The sequence below is a fragment of the Streptomyces sp. NPDC004561 genome, assembly GCF_053602155.1.
Window position 1 is genome coordinate 1 of sequence record NZ_JBSGDB010000285.1, and the last position, 6797, is coordinate 6797.

Annotated in this window: 6 protein-coding genes; 3 read left to right on the forward strand and 3 right to left on the reverse strand. The window is 71.4% G+C overall.

The features are described from left to right. Window positions 1-169 precede the first annotated feature (169 nt). Together ACWEN3_RS30010 and mgrA are read right to left on the reverse strand one after the other, a co-directional pair. A complete protein-coding gene (locus tag ACWEN3_RS30010) occupies window positions 170-352 on the reverse strand; it encodes a hypothetical protein (RefSeq protein WP_452976945.1) in 183 nt (60 codons plus the stop codon). Window positions 353-456: 104 nt separating this feature from the next. Next, window positions 457-1500 carry an L-glyceraldehyde 3-phosphate reductase gene (gene mgrA, locus ACWEN3_RS30015; RefSeq protein WP_452976947.1) on the reverse strand — a complete coding sequence of 348 codons (1044 nt, stop codon included), beginning with the start codon at window positions 1498-1500 and terminating at the stop codon, window positions 457-459. A gap of 179 nt (window positions 1501-1679) precedes the next feature. On the opposite strand from mgrA, the gene ACWEN3_RS30020 reads away from it, so the two are divergent. Both ACWEN3_RS30020 and ACWEN3_RS30025 read left to right on the forward strand, forming a co-directional pair. Further along, window positions 1680-3224 (forward strand): MFS transporter, encoded by a 1545-nt coding sequence (locus tag ACWEN3_RS30020; RefSeq protein WP_452976949.1) that lies wholly within the window; start codon window positions 1680-1682, stop codon window positions 3222-3224. Between the two features lie 145 nt (window positions 3225-3369). Continuing rightward, a complete protein-coding gene (locus ACWEN3_RS30025) occupies window positions 3370-4209 on the forward strand; it encodes a chitosanase (protein ID WP_452976951.1) in 840 nt (279 codons plus the stop codon). 9 nt (window positions 4210-4218) lie between these two features. Here ACWEN3_RS30025 and ACWEN3_RS30030 read toward each other — a convergent pair whose 3' ends face one another. After that, window positions 4219-4836 (reverse strand): DUF4328 domain-containing protein, encoded by a 618-nt coding sequence (locus tag ACWEN3_RS30030; RefSeq protein ID WP_452976953.1) that lies wholly within the window; start codon window positions 4834-4836, stop codon window positions 4219-4221. Window positions 4837-4998: 162 nt separating this feature from the next. Here ACWEN3_RS30030 and pgm point away from each other — a divergent pair, with 162 nt between their 5' ends. Further along, window positions 4999-6639, forward strand: coding sequence for a phosphoglucomutase (alpha-D-glucose-1,6-bisphosphate-dependent) (pgm, locus tag ACWEN3_RS30035; RefSeq protein WP_452976955.1), 1641 nt, complete (start codon window positions 4999-5001; stop codon window positions 6637-6639). The last annotated feature ends 158 nt before the right edge of the window (window positions 6640-6797 follow it).

Genomic DNA, 6797 nt, shown 5'->3' on the forward strand with positions numbered 1-6797 from the left:
CGCCCCCTGTATGAACCGGCCCACGTTCACGGTATTGCCGGCGGGCCGGCCTAACAACTGCGGGGCGGGGCATTCCCCCGACGGTACGCCGCCGGGTCCGGGCACCTGTCAGGGGGTGCCCGGACCCGGCGACGCACCCGCGGATCCCGCCCGGGACCGGCGGGGCGCGTTAGGAGCCGGAGCGGATGGTGCCGTCGTTGTCGCGGGGGTCCTGCTGGCAGGTGAGACAGAGCTCGTGCTCCCCCTCGCGGGTGACGACGGTTCCCCAGCCGAGACAGTGCTCACAGCCGCGGGCGCGGACCAGGTCGGGGTGGGGAGGCAGGAGGGGACTGCGGTGGGCTCCGTACGCCATGCGGTGAGCGGCTCCTTGAAGTCGCGGGGAAGCGCGGTGCGGTCTGCCTCCATTATGTCCTACTTATCCCGTATGTCTGTGACGTATGTCACTCGGGGCTCAGGTCATCCGAGATTGCCGAGCCGGGCCTCGCGCCACAGGTCCACGCCGCCGTCGGTCGCGTACTTGTCGATCTCGGCGAGTTCCTCGTCGGTGAAGTCGAGGTTCTCCAGTGCGGCGACGTTCTGCTCCAGCTGCTCGACCCGGGAGGCACCGATGACCAGGGACGTCACCCGCCGGTCGCGCAGCGCCCAGGCCAGCGCCAGCTGGGCGAGGCTCTGCCCGCGCCGGGCCGCCACGTCGTTCAGGGCGCGCAGCCGCCGCAGCATGTCCTCGGTCAGCCAGGAGCTGTCGAACGACGTGCCCCGCGCGGCCCGCGAGTCCTGCGGCACGCCGTCGAGGTAGCGGCCGGTCAGCAGCCCTTGGGCGAGCGCCGTGAAGCCGATGACGCCGAACCCCTCCTCCTGAGCCACGTCCAGCAGTCCGTCGGTCTCGATCCAGCGGTTGAGCATGCTGTACGACGGCTGGTGGATCAGCAGCGGGGTGCCGAGGTCCCGCAGGATCGCGGCCGCCTGCCGGGTGCGCTCGGGGTCGTAGGAGGAGATGCCGACGTACAGCGCCTTGCCCTGGCGGACGGCGGTGTCGAGGGCGCCCATCGTCTCCTCCAGCGGCGTGCTCGCGTCCAGCCGGTGGGAGTAGAAGATGTCCACGTAGTCCACCCCCATCCGGCGCAGCGACTGGTCCAGCGAGGACAGCAGGTACTTGCGGGAGCCGCCGCCCTGCCCGTAGGGGCCGGGCCACATGTCCCAGCCGGCCTTGGTGGAGATCACCAGCTCGTCCCGGTACGGCGCCAGGTCCTGCCGCAGCAGTCGTCCGAAGTTGAGCTCGGCCGCGCCGTAGGGCGGGCCGTAGTTGTTGGCCAGGTCGTGGTGGGTGATCCCGAGGTCGAAGGCGCGCAGGGCGATCTCGCGCTGGGCCTCGAAGGGGCGGTCGTCGCCGAAGTTGTGCCAGTAGCCGAGGGACAGGACCGGCAGGTCCAGCCCCGAGCGGCCGGTGCGCCGGTAGCGCATGGGGCCGTCGTAGCGAGCGGGGTCCGCGACGTGGGTCATCGGGTCTTCTCCGGGTGGTGCGGTACGGGTGCCCCCGCGTGCGCGAGGGGGCCTGTCCACCCTGCGCCGGAGTGATCCGCAAGTCCAACCGCCGGGGCGGATGGGATTGAGTGGTTCCGTTTCTGAATCGACCATCGGGGCAGGCGGTGACCAGTGCAGCGCGAGGTAGGGAGGCGCTCGTGAGCGAGGCGAAGCCGGGGGGCGAAGGGCAGACCGGCGGCAGTCCGCGGGTACCGCAGACGGTGGCACGGCTGCCGCACCAGGTCCGGGAGGATCTGATCCGCAGGCTGCGTGGCAACCGGCGCGCCTTCGGCGCGGACGACGTCGAGGTCGTGGAGCCCCCGCTGCTCCGGCGCGCCGTCGGCGCCTCCGCGCTCGGCAACTGCATGGAGTGGTTCGACTTCGGCGTCTACAGCTATCTGGCCGCGACCATCGGCAAGGTGTTCTTTCCGGGGGCCTCCCCGGCCGCCCAGGTCATCTCCTCCTTCGCGACCTTCGCCGCCGCCTTCGTCGTGCGCCCCCTCGGCGGCCTGTTCTTCGGGCCGCTCGGCGACCGGATCGGCCGGCAGAAGGTGCTCGCCACCACCATGATCATGATGGCGGTGGGCACCTTCGCCATCGGTGTCATCCCCGGCTACAACACGATCGGCATCGCCGCGCCGGCGCTGCTCCTGCTGGCCCGCATGGTCCAGGGCTTCTCCACCGGCGGGGAGTACGGCGGGGCCACCACGTTCGTCGCCGAGTACTCCCCGGACCGCAGGCGGGGCTTCCTCTCCAGCTGGCTCGACTTCGGCACCTTCGTCGGGTACGCCCTCGGCTCGGCCCTGGTCACCGCGATGAACCTGCTGCTGACCGACGGCCAGATGCTCTCCTGGGGCTGGCGCATCCCGTTCCTGGTCGCCGGGCCGCTCGGGGTGATCGGCCTCTACATGCGGCTCAAGCTGGAGGAGACACCGGCCTTCCAGCAGCAGCTGGACGAACACGAGAAGGCCCTGGCGCAGGAGTCGGCGGGCAGTGAGATCAAGGACATCGTCCGCAACCACTGGGCGGAGCTGCTCGTCTGCATGGGCCTGGTGCTGCTGTACAACGTCACCAACTACATGGTCCCCGGCTATCTGCCGACCTACCAGACCGAGACGCTGCACCGCTCCAGCGGCTCCGCGGACCTGCTGGTGCTGATCGGCATGCTGTGGATCGTCGTGCTGATCACATTCCTCGGCCGGCTGAGCGACCGAGTCGGCAGGCGGCCGGTCTACGCCGTCGCTGCCGCCGCGATGATCGTGCTGGCCGTGCCCTCCTTCCTGCTGCTCAAGGCGCAGGGCACGTGGCTGCCGATCCTCGGTGTGCTGGTGCTGTCCACCCTGCTGGCCTGCTTCGCCGCGCCGAGCGCGGCCACCCTGCCCGCGCTGTTCCCGACCGCCGTCCGCTACGCGGCCATGGGCATCGGCTTCAACATCGCCGTCGCGGCCTTCGGCGGCACCACCCCGCTGGTCACCGCCGCGCTGGTCACCGCGTCCGGTGACGATCTGATGCCCGCCTACTACCTGATGCTGGCCGGTGCCATCGGGCTGCTGGCCGTCCGGTTCCTGCCGGAGAGCGCCCAGGTGCCGCTCAAGGGGTCCCGGCCGATGGTCGGTTCGAGCGAGGAGAAGCGCGAACTGATCAGCGTGTCCGAGGAGTTGTACACCATCACACAGGAGCGGGAGAAGTCGCGGGGCCGCTGAGCCGCCCCGGCCCCGCGCCGTAGCTGTTCGATCCTACGAACTTCGCGCATTCAGGGTTACCGGCCCCCGCCGCCTTTGATAGGAAACTTTCCTACCAGTGCGGTACGGACCAACTCTCCACCCCCCACTCTCCCTTGGAGCCCCTGTGGTGCACGAAGACCCCGAGACAGCAGCCCCTGCCCGCCTCTCCCGCCGGACGGTCGTCGCCGTGCTCGGCGTCGTCGCCTCCGGCGCCGTGTTCGGCGTAGAGCGCGCCGGGGCGGCACAGGCGGCCGCGCCCGGCCTCGACGACCCCGCGAAGAAGGAGATCGCGATGGAACTGGTGTCGAGCGCGGAGAACTCCTCGCTCGACTGGAAGGCCCAGTACAAGTACATCGAGGACATCGGCGACGGCCGCGGCTACACCGCCGGCATCATCGGCTTCTGCTCCGGCACCGGCGACATGCTCGAACTCGTCCAGCAGTACGCCGACCGCAGGCCCGGCAACGTCCTCGCCAAGTACCTCCCCGCGCTGCGCGAGGTCAACGGCACCGACTCGCACGCCGGGCTCGACCCCGACTACCCCAAGGACTGGGGCAGGGCCGCCCAGGACACCGTGTTCCAGCAGTGCCAGAACGACGAACGCGACCGCGTCTACTTCAACCCCGCGGTCGCCCGGGGCAAGACCGACGGACTGCGCGCCCTCGGCCAGTTCTGCTACTACGACGCCCTCGTCATGCACGGCGACGGCGACGACCCCACCAGCTTCCGCAACATCCGGGCGCGCGCCCTGCGCAGCGCGAAGCCGCCGGCGCAGGGCGGCAACGAGACGGCCTACCTCAACGCCTTCCTCGACGCCCGGGTCTGGGCCATGAAGCAGGAGGAGGCCCACAGCGACACCAGCCGCGTCGACACCGAGCAGCGGGTCTTCCTGCGCAAGGGCAACCTCGACCTGAACACCCCGCTCGACTGGAAGACGTACGGGGACGGTTACCACATCGGCTGAGCCCACGGGCTACGGCGCGTGCGGCAGGTCGGCGGGCGTGGGCACCGGGATCCCGGCGCCGAGCCCGGCGGCCTGCCGTGCCGTGACGCGCTGGACCACGGTGATCGCCAGGGCGGCGGCCGCGAGGTCGAGGGCCTGCGTGACGACGAGGAGGGGGAGGGAGGTGCCCGCGCCCAGCGCGGTGCCCGCCGCCAGGATCACCGTGTGCGCGATCCACGCCGCCCACCACACGTTCACGAGTACCTCCTCGCTCCGTGGCGCCGCACCGCGGCCGCTCGCACGGTGGACGTCCAGCACGAGACCTCGCGGCACCCAGAGTTGGAACACCGGGAGCAGCCAGGCGAGCACGGCCCAGACGGCAGAGCCGGGAACGGCGCCGGGGGAGAGGAGGACGGCGTTGCGCCGGCAGCGGGAGAACCACGTCAGGAAGACCGCGGCGGCCGCCGTGAGCACGTACACGTACACCTCCGACACCTGCCCGAACGTGCTCAGCGGGGTGTCCTCGGGGTGCAGCAGATGAGCCCGCAGGGTTACGGCCCTGACCAGGTCCGCGGCGGCGGCGGCTGCCACGGCGAGCTGGGCGGAACGAGCCAGGAACCAAGGAGCCGTGGCGGTGGATCCGGTCAACGGTGGAGAACCTGTCTGTGAAGGCGTGCGGCAGGAAACGGCAGAACGGCGTGAAGATCGGAACACCGGATCATAGGGCGGGGCGCACTCGCGTGTCAGGCACCTGACGAGGAAAGATGGGCGGCGAGCGATCGACGACACCGATGCGGGAGGAACGGACTCATGCCGCACGAGCGAGCCGGCCGGCCGGCCGGTCCCGAGGATCTTGTCGATGTGGCCCGGCTGGTCACGGCCTACTACGCGCTGCACCCCGACCCCGCCGACCCGGGCCAGCGGGTGGCGTTCGGCACCTCGGGGCACCGGGGCTCGTCCCTGGCGACGGCCTTCAACGAGGACCACATCGCCGCCACCAGCCAGGCCATCTGCGAGTACCGCGCCGCCCAGGGCACCGACGGCCCCCTGTTTCTGGGGGCCGACACCCACGCCCTGTCGGAGCCCGCGAAGGTCACGGCGCTCGAGGTGTTCGCCGCCAACGGCGTGACGGTGCTCATCGACAGCGCGGACGGCTACACGCCCACCCCCGCCGTCTCGCACGCGATCCTGACGCACAACCGGGGCCGCGACTCCCACCTCGCCGACGGCGTGGTCGTCACGCCGTCGCACAACCCGCCCGCCGACGGCGGCTTCAAGTACAACCCGCCGAGCGGCGGCCCGGCCGCCTCCGACGCGACCTCCTGGATCCAGGACCGCGCCAACCAGATCATCACCGACGGCCTGAAGGACGTACGGCGGCTGCCCTACACCCGCGCGCTCGCCGCGGACACCACCGGACGGTACGACTTCCTCGGCGCCTACGTCGGCGACCTGCCGAGCGTCCTGGACCTCGACGCGATCCGCGCCGCCGGGGTGCGCATCGGCGCCGACCCGCTCGGCGGCGCCTCCGTCGGCTACTGGGGCCGGATCGCCGAGGAGCACGGCATCGACCTCACGGTGGTCAGCCCGCACACCGACCCCACCTGGCGGTTCATGACGCTGGACTGGGACGGGCAGATCCGCATGGACTGCTCCTCGCCGTACGCGATGGCCTCCCTGATCGAGAAGCGCGACCGGTTCCGGATCGCCACCGGCAACGACGCCGACGCCGACCGGCACGGCATCGTCACCCCGGACGCGGGCCTGATGAACCCCAACCACTACCTCGCGGTCGCCATCTCCTACCTCTACCGGCACCGCGAGCAGTGGCCGGCCGGCGCCGGCGTCGGCAAGACCCTGGTGTCCTCCACGATGATCGACCGGGTCGCCGCCGACCTCGACAGGCAACTGGTCGAGGTGCCCGTCGGGTTCAAGTGGTTCGTGGACGGACTGGTCAGCGGTGACCTCGGGTTCAGCGGCGAGGAGTCGGCCGGCGCCTCCTTCCTGCGCCGGGACGGCTCGGTGTGGACCACCGACAAGGACGGCATCATCCTGGCCCTGCTCGCCTCCGAGATCACGGCCGTCACCGACAGGACCCCGTCGGAGCACTACGCCGACCTCACCGCACGCTTCGGCGAACCCGCCTACGCCCGCATCGACGCGCCCGCCAGCCGCGAACAGAAGGCCCTGCTCGGCAAGTTGTCGCCGGCGCAGGTCACCGCGGACACGCTGGCTGGAGAGGCGGTCACGGCCGTCCTCACCGAGGCGCCCGGCAACAGCGCCGCCATCGGCGGCATCAAGGTCACCACGGGCAACGCCTGGTTCGCGGCCCGGCCCTCGGGCACCGAGGACGTCTACAAGGTCTACGCCGAGTCCTTCCTCGGCCCGGACCACCTGGCCCGGGTGCAGGAGGAGGCCCAGGCCGTGGTGCTCGGCGCGCTCGGCGGCTGAGCGGCCCCACGGCGGCCTCCGCGCCCAACCGCGGAGGCCGCCCGGTGCTCAGTCGCGCCCGTGCCGCCGTGCCAGCCGGTCCAGGACCGCCTGTGCCATGGCCGCCTCGCGAGGCGGACGGCGGTGAGCGGGGCGACGTCGGGCAGCCGCAGGGGGTC

Coding starts and splice junctions, on each gene's coding strand:
- ACWEN3_RS30010 (WP_452976945.1), bottom strand. CDS start 352: ATGGCGTACGGAGCCCACCGCAGTCCCCTCCTGCCTCCCCACCCCGAC.
- mgrA (WP_452976947.1), bottom strand. CDS start 1,500: ATGACCCACGTCGCGGACCCCGCTCGCTACGACGGCCCCATGCGCTAC.
- pgm (WP_452976955.1), top strand. CDS start 4,999: ATGCCGCACGAGCGAGCCGGCCGGCCGGCCGGTCCCGAGGATCTTGTC.